Raw genomic sequence first — 16623 nt, 5'->3', positions numbered from 1 at the left:
CCCTCCTGGACAGTGTGAACTGTGTGAAGCTGGGGGGCGCGGCATGAGCGCGGCCGGATCGGCAGAGGTGCAGTTCACCGAGCGTCCCGGCGGCGAGCGGCTGGCGTTCCGGCAGGTCGAGGGCGCGGGGCCGACGCTGGTCTTCCTCCCCGGCTACAAGTCCGACATGGCCGGGTCCAAGGCGACCATGCTGTTCGATCGCGCCGCCGATGCGGGCCGCGCGGCGCTGCTGTTCGACTATGCGGGCTGCGGAGCGAGCGGCGGCGCGTTCGAGGATCAGACGCTGGAGAGCTTCCTGGCCGACACGCTGCATGTGATCGGCGAGCGGACGCAAGGGGCCCTGATCCTCGTCGGATCGAGCATGGGCGGCTGGCTGATGCTGCTCGCCGCGTTGGCGCTGGGGCCGCGCATGGCGGGCATCGTCGGCATCGCCGCCGCGCCCGACTTCACCCGCTGGGGCTTCACGCCCGAACAGGTGGCGCAGTTCGAACGCGGCGAGACGGTGTTTGAGGCGAACGAGTACGGGCCCGAGCCCACGCCGACCACCGCCGCCTTCTGGCGATCAGGCGAGGCGAACCTGCTGCTGGACGGTCCGATCGCGATCGACTGTCCGGTGCGTCTTCTGCACGGGCAGTGCGATGCCGACGTGCCGCACCCCATCTCGCTGAAGCTCGCCGCGGCCCTGCGTTCAGACGATGTGCAGACCGTTCTGGTCAAGAATGGCGACCACCGCCTGTCGCGCGAGTCCGATCTCCGGCTGCTCGCCGCGACGGTGGACCGTCTCTACGAGGATATCGCCGCTTCATGACACCGCTTCTGCTCGCTCTCGCGCTGCAAGTCGGCCCCGCGCCCGCTGCTTCTGTGCCTGCTGCCCCCGTTCCTGCTGCCACGCCGCAAACGCAAGTGGCCGCCACCGTCGATCCTCGATTGGGCGAGTGCCTAGAGCTGGCGGCGACCGATCCGGTGACGGCGGTGGTGCGCGCGAACGAGTGGATTGCGGGCAATGGCGGCGTGCCCGCGCAGCAATGCCTGGGGTTGGCCGAAGCGGGCAGCGAACGCTGGGACCGGGCCGAGGCCGCCTTCGCCAAGGCCGCGATGCTGGCGGGTGAACTGGACCGTCCGGATACGGGCAATCTCTGGATGCAGGCGGGCAATGCCGCGCTGGCGGACGGGCAGGGCGGGGCGGCGCTCTCCCATTTCGACCGCGCGATCGCGACGGGCCAGCTTGCCGGCAAGGCGCTGGGAGAGGTGCAGCTGGACCGCGCGCGGGCGCTGGTGGCTGCCGGACGCGCAGACGAGGCGGCAACGGCGTTGGCGCGTGCTACCGAACTGGTGCCGCAGGACCCGCTCGCCTGGCTGCTCACCGCCACGCTGGCGCGGCGCATGGACGATCTGATGAAGGCGGCGTCCGCGATAGAAACCGCCGAGGCGCTGGCGCCCGAAGAGCCCGCCGTCCTGCTGGAAAGCGGCAACATCGCCGCGCTCAAGGGAGATATGGCGATGGCCAAGGCGAAGTGGCAGAAGGTCGCCGCGGCGGCACCGGGAACCGCGCAAGCTGAGGCCGCGATCGCGCAGCTGGCAACGCTCGCCGCTGCGGACGAGCCTGCGCAAGCGCCCGTGACGCCGCCCGTCGGATCGTGATAGGGAGGGCCCCATGCACTATCTCCACACCATGATCCGCGTCACCGACATCGACGCAACGCTCCGCTTCTTCGATCTGCTCGGCCTCAAGGAGGTCCGCCGCAAGGAGGTGGAGGCCGGGCGCTTCACGCTCGTCTTCCTGGCCGCGCCGGGCGACGACGGCGCCGAAGTCGAACTGACCTGGAATTGGCCGCCCGAGGACGGCAGCGCGCCCGAAGAGTATAGCGGCGGGCGCAACTTCGGGCACCTCGCTTATGCGGTCGACGACATCTATGAGAGCTGCCGGCGGCTGCAGGACGGCGGCGTGACCATCAACCGCCCGCCGCGCGACGGGCGCATGGCATTCGTGCGCTCGCCCGATGGCATCTCGATCGAGCTGCTGCAGAAGGACGGCGCGAAGGAGCCTGCCGAACCCTGGGCCTCGATGGAGAATGTGGGGAGCTGGTGATGGAGATCGTCCGCATTCCCGTCCTTAACGACAACTATGTCTGGCTGGTCCACGAACCCGCGAGCGGCGAGACGATGGTGGTCGATCCTGCGGTGGCCGATCCGGTGCTGAACGCGGCGAAGGAGCGCGGCTGGACGGTTACGCAGATTTGGAACACGCACTGGCATCCCGATCACACCGGCGGCAACGAAGCGATCAAGGCTGCGACCGGCTGCACGGTGACGGGCCCGAAAGCGGAGGCCGAGCGCATTCCCACACTCGACCGGCTGGTGGGCGAAGGCGATGTGGTGACGCTCGGCGCGGTCGAGGCAAAGGTGCTCGACGTGCCCGCCCACACCGCCGGGCATATCGCCTATCACCTGCCCGGTGAAGACGTCGCTTTCGTCGGCGATACGCTGTTCGCCATGGGTTGCGGGCGATTGTTCGAAGGCGATGCGGCGCAGATGTACGCCGCGATGCGCAAGTTCGAAGCCATGCCGGACGAGACCGTCATCTACTGCGCGCATGAGTATACCGAGGCGAACGGCGACTTCGCGCTGGCGGTGGAGCCGCAGAACGAGGCGCTGGTGGAGCGGATGGACGAGGTGCGTGCCAAACGTGCGCGGGGCGAGGCGACGGTTCCGACCGATATCGCCGCGGAGAAGGCCACCAATCCGTTCATGCGTGCAGGCTCGGTGGAGGAACTGGCCAAGCGCCGCGCGGCGAAAGACGCCGCCTGATCGGCGGCTGCCGCGCGCGCAACCTTTGCGCCACGCGCTGCGTTAAGAAAGTACAGGGGTCTTTGTCATTAATGGAGAGATCGTCATGCCGCGCGCTGCCCTAGCCTTTACCCTCGCCGCTGCAGGAGCGTTGACGCTCGGTGGCTGTGCCAATGCGCCGCGTGACACCGCGGCCGCTCCGCTCACCGCCCAGCAGAGCGAGAAGCTTGCCAAGCTGATCGGTGACCGCGTGGCGCGCGAGCCGGTCAATTGCCTGCCTGTCGGCACGCGCAGCGCCAGCAGCACCGGCGTCAGCCCGAATGTGCTGGTCTATCAGCAGGGCGGCGGCCCGGTCTATGTGAACAATCTGCGCGGATCCTGCCCGGGGATCGAGAGCAACTGGGACATCATCGTGACCGACCAGTTCCAGTCGCAGTCCTGTAACGGTGACATCATCCGCTTGGTCGACCGCAATACCGGCATGTTCGGCGGTTCCTGCGCGCTGGGTCAGTTCACGCCCTATGTAAGCCCCGATAAGGGTTGAGCGATTTAGGGGGCACTAAGCCGAGCCGGACCGATCAGCTGCGGTAAAGCGCGTCCAGCCGCTCGGCATAGCGTTCGCGGATTTTGTGGCGGCGGATCTTCATGGACGGCGTCATCTCCTCATTCTCGATGGAGAATGGTTCGTCGGCGAAGATGAAGCGGCGCACCCGTTCGGTGACCGACAGATCGGCATTCACGCGGTCCACCGCCTCACCGATCACCTTGCGGAATTCCGGGCGATTCTGGATTTTGTGGAAATCGAACCCGCAGCCATGTGAACGGCAAAACTCCACGGCCCATTCGGCGTCCGGCACGATCAGTCCGACCATATAGGGCCGCTTGTCCCCTACGATCATCGCCTGCGCGATTTCGGGTTGGAGCGTCAGCATGCCCTCCACCTTCTGCGGCGCGACATTATCGCCCTTGTCGTTGACGATAATATCCTTCTTGCGGTCGGTAATGACGATCCGCCCGGCTTCATCGAGATGCCCGATATCGCCGGTATGCAGCCAGCCGTCCTTCAGGACGCGCGCCGTTTCGCTCTCATTGTGCCAATACCCGTGCATCACGAGCTCGCCCTTCACCAGCAGCTCGCCATCCTCGGCAATCTTCACTTCGGTGTTCATCAGGGGCGGGCCGACCGTTTCCATACGAACGCCTGCGCTCGGCCGGTTACAGCTGATGATCGGTGCCGATTCGGTCTGGCCATAACCCTGTAGCAGACAGAGACCGATGGAATCGAAAAAGGTGCCGATTTCCGGGTTGAGCGGCGCGCCGCCCGATACCATCGCCTTCAAGCGCCCACCGAACTTAGCCTGGATCTTGGGGCGGAACAGGCGGTCAAGCAGCAGGTCCACCGCCTTGTCGCCAAGCCGCGGGCTGCCCTGTGCGCGCCGCGCGCCGATTTCCTGTGCACGCTGAAGGAAGAAATGGGGCACCTTTCCCTGCTTTTCGATACCCTTGATGATCCGCGTGCGCAGCACCTCGAACAGGCGCGGCACCACTACCATGATCGTGGGTTTTGTCTCTTCGATATTGCTGGCGAGCTTTTCCAGGCCCTCCGCATAATAGATCTGCGCGCCTAATCCGATTGGGAAGAACTGCCCCCCGGTATGTTCATAAGCGTGGCTGAGCGGCAGGAAGGAGAGGAACACCTCGTCATCCCAACCGAAATCTTCGGCGATGATCTGCGAGGCACCGGCGACATTGTGCAGGATCGCGCCGTGGTGCTGTCGCACGCCGCGCGGCGCGCCGCCGGTGCCGCTGGTGTAGATGATGCAGGCAAGTTCGTCGCGCCCGATGGTGCTGACACGCCGGCGCGCATCGACAACGTCTTGATCGGTGCCCAGGGCAATGTCCGAGAATTTGCAGATGCTCAGCTGGCCGGCTTGTTGGCGCGGCAACTCTTCCATCGCAATGACATGTTCCGCCCCGCTGGATCGGGTCAGCGCCGGGAGCAGCACCTGTGCCAGCTTCGCAGTGGAGACCACAACGGCGCGCGCACCGCTATCGTCCAAAATATGCTGATGATCGCGTTCCGTGTTGGAGGTGTAGGTTGGAACGGTGATGCAGCCGGCCGCCATGATTCCCAGATCGGCGATGCACCATTCCGGGCGATTTTCGGACACCAGCATCACCCGGTCGCCCGCTTTCATGCCAAGTTCGTGCAGGCATTTGGCAAAGCCCGCGACCTGACGTGCCGCCTCGCGCCAGCTCAGCGATACCCAGCCACGCTTTTCCTTGCGCCACAGGAACGGCTCGTCGCCCTTTTCCTCAGCTCTGTCGAAAAACATGGTGACGAGGTTGGGAAACCCGTCGAACGCGTCGAATGCCAAAGGTCGCTCTCCACTGCGGCCATCGAAACCGCGGCCGCTCCTCATCAAGAGCTAGCGCGCAGGAAGCGAGCGGGCAACGGTCAAAGCTCGAGGTACCGGAAGCCAGTCTCGCCGTAGTGGGCGGCGAGACCGGCCTTTGCCGAAGGTCACTCGGCCTGGGCGGTTCCTTCGCTGCGCGGGTCCGCGGCGCCTTCCCAGCCTTCTTCGGTCCAGCGGGCAGCGTTGACCTTGGACAGCAGGTCGCCAACCACGACGGGCTGGCCGAATGCCTCGATCTCCGGGGCCAAGGCTGCGAGCGGCGTGCCCTGCTCCACGATCAGTCCGTCACCGCCGAAGAAAATATTGGGCAGCGCGATCGCCTCTTCCAGCGGATAGCCCCAATCGAGATAGCCGATCAGCGTTTTGGCCACATGCATGATGATGCGCTTGCCGCCCGCCGATCCGAGCGCCAGCACGGGCCGGCCCTGGCTGTCGAACACGATCGTCGGTGACATGGAGGATACCGGGCGCTTTCCGCCCTTCACCGCATTGGCCACGGGCTTACCGTCCTTCATGGGGGCAAAGGTGAAATCGGTCAGCTCATTATTCAGGAAGAAGCCTGCGGCCATCAGCTGGCTGCCGAACGGCCCCTCGATCGTGGATGTCATGGTGACGACATTGCCGTCCTTGTCGACCGCCACGAAATTGGTGGTGCCGGGCACCTCGCTCGAAGGAGCTTCGGTCCGCGGCTCCGCCTCGGGCGGTGTACCGGCTTCATAGGTGCCGAGCGCGCTGTCCGGCTTGATGAGCGCGGCGCGGTTTTTCAGATAATCCTTGTTCAACAGGCCATCGACAGGGACATAGACGAAGCCGGGATCGCCCAGATAGGCTGCGCGGTCCGCATAAGCGAGCTGCATGGCTTCACCGATCAGGTGCCAGCTTTCCGGGCTGCCCGAGCCAAGCTGGGGCAGATCGAAATTCTCCAGCATGCCCAGGATCTGCAGCACCGTGGTCGCACCCGAAGAGGGCGGCCCCATGCCGCAGATGCGGTAGGTGCGATAGGGCATGCAGACGGCATCACGCTCGATCGCTTGGTAGGCGTTCAGATCATCCTGCGTCATGTCGCTGGGATTCACCGCCGTGGTGCGCACGGCGTTGATGATCTCCTGCGCGGTCTGGCCCGAATAGAAAGCGTCGGGGCCAAGCTCAGCCATCCGTTCGAAGGTGGCGGCGAGGTTGGGATTGGTGATCGTATCGCCGACTTTCGCAGGCGCGCCGTTCTTCCAGTAGATATCCTTCGCCTCCGGGAAACGATCCCAAAGCGGCGCGATATCCTTCAGGCGGCCTTCCAGCGTCTCGTTGACGTCGAACCCGCCCTCGGCGAGCTGGATCGCGGGCATGAACAGATCGGCCCAAGGCAGCTTGCCCCATTTTTCATGGACCAGCGACATCAGGCGGATGTTACCCGGAACGCCGACCGATTTGCCGCCTTGAAAAGCCTGAACGAACGGCAGAGGCTGGCCGTCCGGCCCCAGGAACCGGTCCGACTGCGCGGCCACCGGCGCGGTCTCGCGGCCGTCGATGGTGGTAATTGCACCGTCCGTGCCGGACGCATGGACCAGAAAACCTCCGCCACCGATACCACTCGATTGCGGTTCCACGACGGTCAGCGCCAGCATCATAGCCATCGCCGCGTCGCTGGCAGAGCCGCCCTCGCGCAGAATCTGCATGCCCACCTCGGTCGCGCGCGGATCGGCACTGGAGGCCAGGCCGACGGAAAGACCGGAAGGCTGGATCAGCTTGCCGCCGGCGAACAAACTGGCGCTCGCGGCCGCATCTTCTTGCGATGACGGAGCGGTTTCTCCGCTTTCCGCACGCTCGGCCTCGCGCGCCTGCGTTTCCTCAGCATTCAGCGGCTGCGGTGCCTGCTCACGCTCGGGAACCGAGGGGACGTAGCTGCCCGGCAGATCGGCGGGATTGCCGAAGCTGTCCTGCGGTGCTTCGGCAGCGGCAGGTGCGGTGAGAGCAAGTGCTGCGGCTAGGGAAAGAAGCGGGCGGAGAATCGGTCGGGTCATGGCGGTCCTTTCGGGCGCGTCGTGCGGCCTCGATGCTTAACGCCCCGCGAACGACGGGGGTTTCACCGCATGATCGATCAACCCACGTCGATACCTACCGCGTCGCGCACATTTTCGAAACCGTCACGCTTCAGCAGCGCGGCAAGATCATTTGCGATCCGCCTGCCCAAGCCCGGACCTTCATAGATCAGCGCGGTATAGAGCTGCACCAGCGATGCGCCTGCGCGGATGCGGGCATAGGCATCCGCTCCCGACGCGATCCCGCCGACCGCGATCAGGGGAAGGCGGTTTCCGCATATCCGGCGAAAATCGGTAAGCCGCGCCGCCGATAGCTCGGCCAGCGGTGCGCCGGAAAGGCCTCCGCTCTCGCTCGCCTTCGTTGAATGCAGAAGAGGCCGGGTGATGGTGGTGTTGGAGATGATGAGCGCCGCCACGCCCTGATCGATCGCCACTTCTGCGATATCCTCGATATCGGCAGGCTCCAGATCGGGCGCGACCTTCAGGAAGACGGGGCAGGCGTGATGATTGTTCTCGATGACCGCCGCAAGCAGCGCGGACAGCATCGCCTTGTCTTGCAGAGCGCGCAGGCCCGGCGTGTTGGGCGAGGAAACATTGACCGTGAGATAGTCCGCATAGGGGCACATCGCCGCGGCCCCGCGCGCATAATCGGCAATCCGGTCCGGACTATCCTTGTTCGCCCCGATGTTGACGCCGATCGGGCCCGGTCGGCGCGCATAGAGCTTCAGCCGCTTGGCCGCAGCAGCCTGGCCGCCATTGTTGAAGCCGAGGCGGTTCACGATCGCGCGGTCCTCTTCCAACCGGAAGATGCGCGGGCGCGGATTGCCTTCCTGCGGCAACGGCGTGATCGTGCCGACTTCCGCGAACCCGAAACCGAGATCGAGGAAGGACAAAGGGGCTTCGGCGTCCTTGTCGACGCCTGCGGCCAGCCCGACCGGATTGGGAAAGATCAGTCCCGCCACCTCGCATGCGAGGACCGCGTCCTCCACTGGTCCAGCGGTTCGCGGTTTGCGCTTCAGCATCTCGATCGTCAGCCGGTGCGCGCGCTCCGGCTCTATCTGGAACAGGACGGGGCGGGCGAAACTCTTGAACCACATGCGCTGGCGCTATGGTGAGGGCGGATGCATCATGCAAGGTCCGCTGTTGGACGGTTATTCCTTTGCATGGGCGGGCGGCGGTTGATTTCAGGCGCGGCGTGGCCCACATGGCAATCGGAACGAATCACTCCGATTAAGGTGGCCCGCTTTTCATGCGCCTCAGCAGCATGGCAGATTATGCGATTGTCCTGATGTCCGCAGCCGCAAGGCACTGCGGCTCGGCATCGCTGGTGGGTAGCGATTGCAAGGGCCGCACGCGTATTTCCGCCACGCAGCTGGCCGAGGAAACGCAACTGCCGCTGCCGACCGCGCAGAAGCTTGTCAGTCTGCTTTCCAAGGGCGGCCTGCTCAGTTCCACGCGCGGTACCGGCGGGGGCATTCGCCTTGCCCGGCCCGCGTCCGCGATCAGCCTTGCCGATATTGTCGAGGCGGTCGAAGGGCCCATCGCGCTCACCGCCTGCCTCTCAGAAAATGCGCAGGATTGCGCGATCCAGGCGGATTGTCATATCCGCCCGCACAGCGCCGCGGTGAACGGTGCGGTGCGCGGCGCGCTCAAGAATATCAGCCTCTCCAGTCTGTCGGCACCTGAGCCGGCCCAAAAGGTATCCGCATGACCGAAGAACAGACCCTGAAGACCCGTCAGAGCGAGCGCGACGAGATGAATCGCGAGGCGCATGAGGCGGTCGATCGCGCTTCGACCTATGAACATGGCTGGTCCTCGAACATCGAACAGGACTTCGCGCCCAAGGGTTTGAGCGAAGATACGGTTCGCTTCATCAGCGCCAAGAAGGAAGAACCGCAGTGGATGCTCGACTGGCGCCTCAAGGCCTTCCGCATGTGGCAGGAGATGACGGAGCCGGATTGGGCCAAGCTCAACATTCCGATGATCGATTATCAGGACGCGTACTATTACGCGGAGCCCAAGAAGAAGCCGACCATCGGTTCGCTCGATGAGCTCGATCCGGAAATCCTCGAGACCTACAAGAAGCTCGGCATCCCGATCGAGGAGCAGAAGGTGCTCGCCAATGTCGAGGGCGCGCGGAAAGTCGCCGTCGACGCGGTGTTCGACAGCGTTTCGGTCGCCACCACCTTCCGCGAGGAGCTGAGCAAAGCCGGCGTTATCTTCCTGTCGATTTCGGAAGCGATCCGGGAGCATCCCGAGCTGGTGAAGAAGTGGCTTGGCAAGGTGGTGCCGCAGAAGGACAATTATTTCGCCACGCTCAACAGCGCGGTCTTTTCGGACGGCACTTTCGTCTACATTCCGAAGGGGGTGCGCTGCCCGATGGAGCTCAGCACCTATTTCCGAATCAATGCCGAAAATACCGGCCAGTTCGAACGCACGCTGATCGTCGCGGATGAGGGCGCCTACGTCTCTTATCTTGAAGGCTGCACCGCGCCGATGCGCGATGAAAACCAGCTCCACGCTGCAGTGGTCGAGCTGGTCGCGCTCGACGATGCCGAGATCAAGTACAGCACTGTCCAGAACTGGTATCCCGGCGATGCCGAGGGCAAGGGCGGCATCTACAATTTCGTGACGAAGCGCGGCCTGTGTCAGGGGAAGAACAGCAAGATCAGCTGGACCCAGGTGGAGACCGGCAGCGCGATCACCTGGAAATATCCCAGCTGCGTACTGAACGGCGAAAACAGCGTGGGCGAGTTCTATTCGGTTGCGCTCACCAACAATTACCAGCAGGCCGATACCGGTACGAAGATGATCCACAACGGCAAAGGCAGCCGCTCGACGATCATCTCCAAGGGCATCAGCGCGGGCCATAGCGACAACAGCTATCGCGGCCTGGTGCGCGTGGGTCCGAATGCAGAGAATGTCCGCAACTTCACGCAGTGCGACAGCCTGTTGCTTGGTGACAAATGCGGCGCGCACACTGTGCCCTATATCGAGGTGAAGAACCCCACCGCGACGATCGAGCACGAGGCGACGACGAGCAAGATCAGCGACGATCAGATGTTCTACGCCATGCAGCGCGGCCTCGACGAAGAACAGGCGGTCGCGCTGATCGTCAACGGTTTCGCCAAGGACGTGATGAAGCAGCTGCCGATGGAATTTGCCGTCGAAGCGCAGAAGCTGCTGGCAATCTCGCTGGAAGGCAGCGTGGGATGACCCATCGCTTGGTTTCTCCCGACAGCGCTTCAGAACAAAACAACGCTCTCCCGAAAGTATCCCATGCTTAAAATCGACAATCTTCACGCCTCCGTTGGCGACACCGAAATCCTTCGCGGGCTCAGCCTCGAAATCAATCCGGGCGAGGTCCATGCGATCATGGGGCCGAACGGCGCGGGCAAGTCGACGCTGGGCTATGTGCTCGGCGGGCGTCCCGGCTATGAAGCCACCCAGGGCAGCGTCACGTTCGACGGGCAGGACCTGCTCGACTTGGACCCGCATGAGCGGGCCGCGGCGGGGCTGTTTCTTGGCTTTCAATATCCGGTCGAGATTCCCGGCGTGTCCAACGTGCAGTTCCTGCGCGAGGCGGTGAATGCGCAGCGTGCGGTGCGTGGGCAGGATCCGCTGTCGGGCGGCGAATTCCTGAAGGTGGCGCGCGAAAAGGCGGCGCTGCTGAAGATGGACATGGATATGATGAAGCGCGCGGTGAACGTCGGCTTTTCGGGCGGCGAAAAGAAGCGCAACGAGATGGTGCAGATGGGCGTGATCGACCCCAAGCTCGCCATCCTGGACGAGACCGACAGCGGCCTGGATATCGATGCGCTGCGCACCGTGGGCGAGGGCATCAACAGCATCATGCGTAAGCCCGATAAGGGCGTGCTTTTAATCACGCACTATCAGCGCCTTCTGGAAATCGTGAAGCCGGACTTCGTGCACGTGCTCGCCAAGGGCCAGATCGTGAAGACCGGCGGACCGGAACTGGCCCTGCGGCTCGAAGACGAAGGCTATGAAGTGGTGGCGGCGTGAACGCACAAACCCTCCCCACCAAGCGCGACGAAGCCTGGCGCTATTCCGATCTCGATGCGGTCTCCCGCGTCTGGGCCGATCTGGAGCCTGCCGAAACGCTGCATGTGCCCGAGAACGGGCATGAGCGGCTGCGCATCGATGAGCTGCCCGCATCCGGCATTCTGCGCTATGACGTGACGATCGCGGACGGCGCGCGGTTCGATCTGCACTGCGTGCTCGCGGGCCGAGATTATGGCCGGGTCGAGATTGCTGCGAAGCTGGGCAAGGGCGCACATTTCGAGCTGGGCGGCGCGATGCTGGCGAAGGGCACCCAGGTGCTCGAAATCGTCACCGACGTCGAACATGTCGAACCCGAAGGTACGTCCAACCAGACGGTGCGCAGCGTGCTGGCGGACAAGGCCACCGGCAGCTTCCTCGGCAAGATCGGCGTGGCGCGCGATGCGCAGCGGACCGATGCCGAACAGTCGGTGAAGTCCATGCTGCTCGATCGCGGCGCAACCGCCAATGCGGTGCCGCAACTGGAGATTTTTGCCGACGACGTGAAGTGCGCGCATGGCGCGACGGTTGGCGAGCTCGACAAACAGGCGTTGTTCTACATGAGCACGCGCGGTCTGCCGCCGGAAACCGCACGCCGCCTGATGCTGCAGGCGTTCATTTCCGATGCGTTCGTTTCCATCGATGATGATGAAGCGCGCGAGGCGCTGGAGGCCAAGGCGCAGGCCGCGCTGGAGAATTTGCGTTGAACGTCCGCGCCGACTTTCCCGGCCTGCCGCAGGACTGGCACTATCTCGACACCGCGGCCACGGCGCAGAAGCCGCAAGCGGTGATCGACGCGATCGCGCGCAATTATGGCGAGGATTACGCCACCGTGCACCGCGGCGTTTACCGGCGCTCGTCGGACATGACGCTGCGCTATGAAGCGGCGCGCAAGGCGGCTGCCGATTTCATCGGTGCGGCTAGCCCCGACGAATGCGTGTTCGTACGCGGGGCGACCGAGGCGGTGAACCTCGTGGCCGACAGCTGGGGGCAGGCAAACCTTGGTGATGGCGACCGCATCATGCTGTCCGTGCTCGAGCATCATTCGAACATCGTGCCCTGGCAGATGCTGGCCGAGCGCGTGGGCGCGACGATCGACGTCGCGCCGCTCACCGAAGACGGCCATATCGATCTCGATTGGGTGGAAGCCAACCTTACCGAGCGGCACAAGCTGGTCGCGCTCTGCCACCTTTCCAATTCGCTCGGCAGCGTGCTCGACGCGCGCCGTGCCGCCGATCTGGCGCACAAGGTGGGCGCGAAGCTGCTGCTCGACGGCTGCCAGTCCGCGCCTCGCCTTGCTATCGATGTGCAGGCGATGGACTGCGACTTCTACGTCTTCTCCGGCCACAAGCTTTACGGTCCCACCGGCATCGGCGTGCTTTGGGCCAAGGGTGACATCCTGAATGCGATGCCCCCCTGGCAGGGCGGCGGATCGATGATCGACAAGGTCAGCTTTGAAGGCACCACCTACGCCCCCGCGCCGGGCCGGTTCGAAGCGGGCACGCCGCATATCGTAGGCGCCGCTGGGCTGCACGCGGCGATCGATTATGTGAACGCCATCGGCGTCGATGCGATCGAGCGGCACGAACGTCGCTTGGCGGCCAAGGCGCGCGAGGCGCTGGGCCAGGTGAACAGCGTTTCCCTGTTCGGCCCCAACGATGGCGTCGGGATCGTCAGCTTCGCGGTGGAGGGGGTGCATCCGCACGATGTCGCCACCATATTGGACGAAGAAGGCGTGGCGATCCGTGCCGGCCATCATTGCTGCCAGCCGCTGATGGAGGCGCTGAATGTCCCTGCGACAGCGCGCGCCAGCTTCGGGGTGTATTCGGATGAAAGCGACGTGGAGGCGCTGGTGCGCGGCGTCGAGCGCGTGAGAAAGATTTTCGGGTGAGCATATGAACGAGCAGAGCAAATTTCGCACCGAAGAGGTGGAGCGCGCCGCAGAGCCGCCCAAGGCCCGTGTGGACGACGCGCCCGCTTCGGACGTGGAAGACGATGGCAAGGTTGCCGCCCCTTCTCCCTTCGATGGTGAAAGCGATGCCGCCAAACTCGGCCGCAAGCGCGATTACCTCGAAGGCTTCCTGGCGCAGAAACCCGCCGAGCAGCCGAAGGGTGAGCCTGGCAGCGATCTCTACGAGGCGATCATCGAGACGCTGAAGAGCATCTACGATCCGGAAATTCCGGTGAATATCTATGACCTCGGCCTGATCTATAATGTCGAGGTGACCGACGATGGCCATGCGGTCGTGACGATGACGCTCACCACGCCGCATTGCCCCGTCGCGGAATCGATGCCCGGCGAAATCGAGTTGCAGGTCGGCTCTGTTCCCGGTGTCGGCCATGCCGAAGTGAACCTGGTCTGGGATCCGCCATGGGACCCGCAGAAGATGACCGACGACGCCAAGCTGGAACTGGGAATGCTGTAAGCGTCCGTCCGAAACGAGACTTCGGACTGGCTAGACAAATTGAAAGCTCAGCCCCCACGGATTTGAGGTGAATATCATGACCACCGAAACGAAAACCCGCCAGCGCCCCGCGGCGCTCACGCTGACGCCGGCCGCCGAAACACGCATTGCCGAGCTGATGGCGAACGCGCCGGACGATGCCATCGGCGTGAAGCTGTCCACTCCGCGCCGCGGCTGTTCGGGCCTCGCTTATTCGGTCGATTATGTGAACGAGGAATCGAAGTTCGACGAGAAGATCGAAACGCCTGGAGGCACCTTCTATGTCGATGGCGCATCGGTGCTGTACCTCGTCGGATCGACGATGGACTGGACCGAGGACGATTTTCAGGCAGGCTTCACCTTCCAGAACCCCAACGCCAAGGGCGCGTGCGGCTGCGGCGAAAGCTTCATGGTCTGAGCCGCCGACTGCGCGTTAGAATTTCAGCGAGTAACGCACCGCAGCGCCCAGATCGTCGGGCGCTGCTTCATAATGGCCGGGCTGCTGCCGCCAGAACAGATTGGCGCTGACGATCCCGTCCCATAGGCCTGCGCGATAGCTCATTTCACTTACCAGCTCTCGCCCCTGCGGCGCGAGATTGAGGCGCTGGACGGCGTAGCTGGTCCCGCCGGTGGCATAGTCATAGGCGCTCGGCAGATTGAGATCGATGCCTCCAGCGCTTACCCGCAGCGGCTGCGCGAAGCGAAAGGCGATCTGATCGTCGCCGGTGAACAGGCGTGATTTCGAAAGATCGAGGTTGAAGGCGCTCGATTGCAAGATGCCGGTGCCAGTCACCGTCTGCGTGGCGAGCGCCCGGGTCCAGCCTTGCCGCCAGTTTGCAGCCAGCTGCCAATCATCGCCCGGCTCCCATGCGAGTCCTGCGTCGAGGAAAAGGCTGGATGCGCCGCCGCGCCCGATCGCGTCGGAAAAACGTGCGCCAAGCACCGTCTCGCTTTCACCGAGCCAATCTGCGCCGAGTGTGGCGGTGAGGTTTCCAAAACGCCGGTCCAGCGCCGCGCCGAAGCGATTATAGCCATAGTCGCGATAGCGCCCGACCAGACTGCCGGGGACGCCGTCTTCCCACAAGGATTGCTCGCCGCTCTCTCCGCTCAGCGTCAGGCCGAACCGGCCGATTTGCCGCCGCACCGCCACCGAGGCGTCGGGTCGTGCGATAAAGCCTGTGGAGCTCGCCGCATCTTCGCCGACCAGAAAGGCCGGGCGCTCCGCCCCCTGCAGTGCGGCGACCTGCCCGCTGGCCTGCTGCGATATGCCGAAGCTGACCGACAGGTCCGGCGAGAGTTTGGCTGCGATGCGCCCGGCAAGAAGTCTTGCCTGCTCGCCTTCAGCCCCGCGCAACTGCAGCGGATCGATCCGCGCGGTGCCGTCCGCCTGCGGTGCCACCGCAAAGGCGATCGCCACCGGGCCGGCCGCCATCGAGACGGAGCGGCCGCGATCGGTCAGTGCGCCGGTGAGTTTGTAAGAGGGTGCGCTGCCAGACAGACCATGGCCGATATCGGCATTGTAAGCGCGCTTGTATCCGTCCAGCACGACCGTCTCCAGCCGCGCGCCCGCGGTGCCTGCATCGCCCATCGCGCCGGATGTCGTGCCGGCGCTCGCGCCGAGTGCTACGACGGTGCCCGTGCCGGCAAGCGAGGTGGTGCCCTGCGGCTGGAAGGCGGCGGCGATGTCTAAGATGCCGCGGCCATAGACATCGTCCGTGCCGCTTACACCGGCATCGCGCGCGCTGCGCAGCAGGATATCGACGATCTGTGCGCCGGTTAGGTTCGGAAAGGCCTGCGCGAGCAGCGCCGCCGCGCCGCTGATCTGCGGGGCGGCGAAGCTGGTGCCGTTGAACACGGTGATGAAGGTCTGGCCATTGCGAACCGTGGTCTTGATGGAATCGTCTTCATAGGCGCAGCAAATCCCGCTGCCGAGCGCGGATAACACCGAAGCCTGCGAAACGCCGGCGCGGTTGCTGAAGCTGGAGATGCGGCTGGAATCATCGACGGACGTCGCGATGATCACATTGGATCCGCCCGCAGACAGGATTGACTGGGCGAAGGGACTGGGATTGTTCGGATCATAATCCGGCTGATCCTTGCCGAATTCATTCCCCGCCGAAACGATGAGAACGATGCCTGCCTCGCTCGCCAGGCGGATGGCGTTGGCGAGTGAGCCGCCAATGCGGCCCTCCCCGCCGAGCGAAAGGTTGATGACTCGCGCACCGGTCTGCCGGGCCACATTAATGCCGTTCGCGATAGCTGAGTCGGTGAAAAGACATCCCGCCTCGTCAGCATTGCCGGATGTGGCGGTGCAGCTGCCAGGCGTGTCCGCACGCAAGGCGAGAATGCTGGCGTTGAAGGCAATGCCCATGATGTCGCGGTTGTCCTTCGCGGCGGCGGCCACGCGCGTCACCGCGCTGCCATGGCCATCGTCGTCCCCGAGACCGCGATTGCCCGCAACATCGCGTGAGGCGGAAACGATCCGCCCGGCAAATTCATGGCTGTTCGGATCGATACCGGTATCGATCACGCCGATGGTGACACCCTGGCCGGTCGCGCCCTTCTGATAGGCGGTCACCGCATTGTGATAAGCCGGGCCGTCCGAGCGGCGGAATTCGGCCGTGTCGAAATCAAGATTGCCGGTTGGCGGCGGTGGGGGAGGCGGCGGAGGAGGAGGCGGTGCAGGGGCCGGGCTGGGCGGCGGCGGAGCCGGCAGTTGCGCGGACGGACCGCCCGATCCACTGCCTCCGCAAGCGGCCAGAGCAAGCGAAACGGTCAGGACGGAAACGCCGCCGGCAAAGCTGCGAAAAGCCGATTTCCTCATACCAACTCCCTTATCGACGGGTCGCAGCTAAGCGGGAAGGCGTGAACACATGGTGAACT

General features: G+C 64.4%; 15 protein-coding genes and 1 pseudogene. 12 read left to right on the top strand and 4 right to left on the bottom strand.

The features are described from left to right. Positions 1-43 precede the first annotated feature (43 nt). From H7X45_RS10690 to H7X45_RS10670, 5 genes are all read left to right on the top strand, one after another. A complete protein-coding gene (locus tag H7X45_RS10690; protein ID WP_187334865.1) occupies positions 44-808 on the top strand; it encodes an alpha/beta hydrolase in 765 nt (254 codons plus the stop codon). After that, positions 805-1641: a tetratricopeptide repeat protein gene (locus H7X45_RS10685; RefSeq protein ID WP_187334864.1), complete on the top strand. Its 837-nt coding sequence runs from the start codon at positions 805-807 to the stop codon at positions 1639-1641. The genes H7X45_RS10690 and H7X45_RS10685 overlap by 4 nt, the downstream gene beginning before the upstream one ends. Positions 1642-1654: 13 nt before the next feature. Beyond that, positions 1655-2089 carry a VOC family protein gene (locus tag H7X45_RS10680; RefSeq protein WP_187334863.1) on the top strand — a complete coding sequence of 145 codons (435 nt, stop codon included), beginning with the start codon at positions 1655-1657 and terminating at the stop codon, positions 2087-2089. Next, the gene (gloB, locus tag H7X45_RS10675; protein WP_187334862.1) at positions 2086-2808 is read left to right on the top strand and encodes a hydroxyacylglutathione hydrolase; all 723 of its coding nucleotides are present in this window, start codon (positions 2086-2088) and stop codon (positions 2806-2808) included. The genes H7X45_RS10680 and gloB overlap by 4 nt, the downstream gene beginning before the upstream one ends. 85 nt (positions 2809-2893) lie before the next feature. Beyond that, a complete protein-coding gene (locus H7X45_RS10670; protein ID WP_187334861.1) occupies positions 2894-3331 on the top strand; it encodes a DUF6491 family protein in 438 nt (145 codons plus the stop codon). Positions 3332-3365: 34 nt separating this feature from the next. Here the strand turns inward: H7X45_RS10670 and H7X45_RS10665 are convergent, their stop codons facing one another. The 3 genes from H7X45_RS10665 to H7X45_RS10655 form a co-directional block, all read right to left on the bottom strand. Beyond that, entirely contained in the window at positions 3366-5123 is a 1758-nt protein-coding gene (locus H7X45_RS10665; protein WP_246449881.1) for an AMP-dependent synthetase/ligase, read from the bottom strand. 188 nt (positions 5124-5311) lie between these two features. Then, positions 5312-7219 (bottom strand): gamma-glutamyltransferase, encoded by a 1908-nt coding sequence (gene ggt, locus H7X45_RS10660; protein WP_187334859.1) that lies wholly within the window; start codon positions 7217-7219, stop codon positions 5312-5314. Between the two features lie 77 nt (positions 7220-7296). Continuing rightward, positions 7297-8334: a quinone-dependent dihydroorotate dehydrogenase gene (locus H7X45_RS10655; RefSeq protein ID WP_187334858.1), complete on the bottom strand. Its 1038-nt coding sequence runs from the start codon at positions 8332-8334 to the stop codon at positions 7297-7299. Positions 8335-8486: 152 nt separating this feature from the next. On the opposite strand from H7X45_RS10655, the gene H7X45_RS10650 reads away from it, so the two are divergent. The 7 genes and pseudogenes from H7X45_RS10650 (at position 8487) to H7X45_RS10620 (ending at position 14158) form a co-directional block, all read left to right on the top strand. Beyond that, positions 8487-8948 carry an RrF2 family transcriptional regulator gene (locus tag H7X45_RS10650; protein WP_187334857.1) on the top strand — a complete coding sequence of 154 codons (462 nt, stop codon included), beginning with the start codon at positions 8487-8489 and terminating at the stop codon, positions 8946-8948. Continuing rightward, positions 8945-10453 (top strand): Fe-S cluster assembly protein SufB, encoded by a 1509-nt coding sequence (sufB, locus tag H7X45_RS10645; protein WP_198093564.1) that lies wholly within the window; start codon positions 8945-8947, stop codon positions 10451-10453. The genes H7X45_RS10650 and sufB overlap by 4 nt, the downstream gene beginning before the upstream one ends. 123 nt (positions 10454-10576) lie before the next feature. Beyond that, positions 10577-11260, top strand: a pseudogene (sufC, locus tag H7X45_RS10640) (Fe-S cluster assembly ATPase SufC); the annotation flags it as partial. Further along, positions 11257-12003 (top strand): SufD family Fe-S cluster assembly protein, encoded by a 747-nt coding sequence (locus H7X45_RS10635; RefSeq protein WP_187334855.1) that lies wholly within the window; start codon positions 11257-11259, stop codon positions 12001-12003. The pseudogene sufC and the gene H7X45_RS10635, both read left to right, overlap by 4 nt. After that, on the top strand, positions 12000-13187 hold the full coding sequence (locus H7X45_RS10630) for a cysteine desulfurase (RefSeq protein ID WP_187334854.1): 1188 nt from the start codon (positions 12000-12002) through the stop codon (positions 13185-13187). The genes H7X45_RS10635 and H7X45_RS10630 overlap by 4 nt, the downstream gene beginning before the upstream one ends. A 4-nt stretch (positions 13188-13191) precedes the next feature. Beyond that, a complete protein-coding gene (locus H7X45_RS10625; RefSeq protein WP_187334853.1) occupies positions 13192-13722 on the top strand; it encodes an SUF system Fe-S cluster assembly protein in 531 nt (176 codons plus the stop codon). A gap of 76 nt (positions 13723-13798) precedes the next feature. Further along, the gene (locus H7X45_RS10620) at positions 13799-14158 is read left to right on the top strand and encodes a HesB/IscA family protein (protein WP_187334852.1); all 360 of its coding nucleotides are present in this window, start codon (positions 13799-13801) and stop codon (positions 14156-14158) included. 15 nt (positions 14159-14173) lie between these two features. On the opposite strand, the gene H7X45_RS10615 is transcribed toward H7X45_RS10620, so the two are convergent. Then, positions 14174-16564, bottom strand: a complete 2391-nt coding sequence (locus H7X45_RS10615) for a S8 family peptidase (protein WP_187334851.1) — start codon at positions 16562-16564, stop codon at positions 14174-14176. Positions 16565-16623: the final 59 nt, after the last annotated feature.

It is taken from the genome of Novosphingopyxis iocasae (assembly GCF_014334095.1).
GTDB classification, from domain to species: Bacteria; Pseudomonadota; Alphaproteobacteria; order Sphingomonadales; family Sphingomonadaceae; genus Novosphingopyxis; species Novosphingopyxis iocasae.
Note: the sequence above shows the minus strand (reverse complement) of the source record. Positions and strands in the feature narration are given on the sequence as shown.

Bases quoted from the DNA above. Each gene is read 5' to 3' on its own strand.
- H7X45_RS10620 (WP_187334852.1), top strand. From the start codon at position 13,799: ATGACCACCGAAACGAAAACCCGCCAGCGCCCCGCGGCGCTCACGCTG.
- sufB (WP_198093564.1), top strand. From the start codon at position 8,945: ATGACCGAAGAACAGACCCTGAAGACCCGTCAGAGCGAGCGCGACGAG.
- H7X45_RS10680 (WP_187334863.1), top strand. From the start codon at position 1,655: ATGCACTATCTCCACACCATGATCCGCGTCACCGACATCGACGCAACG.
- H7X45_RS10615 (WP_187334851.1), bottom strand. From the start codon at position 16,564: ATGAGGAAATCGGCTTTTCGCAGCTTTGCCGGCGGCGTTTCCGTCCTG.
- H7X45_RS10685 (WP_187334864.1), top strand. From the start codon at position 805: ATGACACCGCTTCTGCTCGCTCTCGCGCTGCAAGTCGGCCCCGCGCCC.
- ggt (WP_187334859.1), bottom strand. From the start codon at position 7,219: ATGACCCGACCGATTCTCCGCCCGCTTCTTTCCCTAGCCGCAGCACTT.
- H7X45_RS10670 (WP_187334861.1), top strand. From the start codon at position 2,894: ATGCCGCGCGCTGCCCTAGCCTTTACCCTCGCCGCTGCAGGAGCGTTG.
- H7X45_RS10690 (WP_187334865.1), top strand. From the start codon at position 44: ATGAGCGCGGCCGGATCGGCAGAGGTGCAGTTCACCGAGCGTCCCGGC.
- H7X45_RS10665 (WP_246449881.1), bottom strand. From the start codon at position 5,123: ATGTTTTTCGACAGAGCTGAGGAAAAGGGCGACGAGCCGTTCCTGTGG.
- H7X45_RS10625 (WP_187334853.1), top strand. From the start codon at position 13,192: ATGAACGAGCAGAGCAAATTTCGCACCGAAGAGGTGGAGCGCGCCGCA.
- H7X45_RS10650 (WP_187334857.1), top strand. From the start codon at position 8,487: ATGCGCCTCAGCAGCATGGCAGATTATGCGATTGTCCTGATGTCCGCA.
- H7X45_RS10655 (WP_187334858.1), bottom strand. From the start codon at position 8,334: ATGTGGTTCAAGAGTTTCGCCCGCCCCGTCCTGTTCCAGATAGAGCCG.